1 protein-coding gene is annotated in these 240 nt (G+C 69.2%); it reads right to left on the reverse strand.

Annotated features, from left to right (window positions below):
- Nucleotides 1–240 (reverse strand): FAD-dependent oxidoreductase (locus tag KVT32_RS31335; protein WP_217619560.1); only part of this gene is annotated, 240 nt, incomplete at both ends.

Below are 240 nucleotides of genomic sequence, written 5' to 3' on the forward strand. Positions count from 1 at the left end.
GTCAACACCGAGAAGTCGATGCTGCGGCCGTCGATGCGCGGCGGCGTGCCGGTTTTCAGGCGGCTCTGCGGCAGCTTCAGCTCTTTCAGGCGGGCGGACAGCGACAGTGCGGCCGGATCGCCGGCGCGGCCGGCGGTATAGTTTTGCAGGCCGACGTGGATCTTACCGTCCAGGAAAGTGCCTGCCGTCAGCACGACGGCGCGGGCGCGGAACTGCAGGCCGATCTGGGTGACGGCGCCG

Source organism: Achromobacter sp. GbtcB20 (assembly GCF_019091095.1).
GTDB classification, from domain to species: Bacteria; Pseudomonadota; Gammaproteobacteria; order Burkholderiales; family Burkholderiaceae_B; genus Achromobacter; species Achromobacter mucicolens.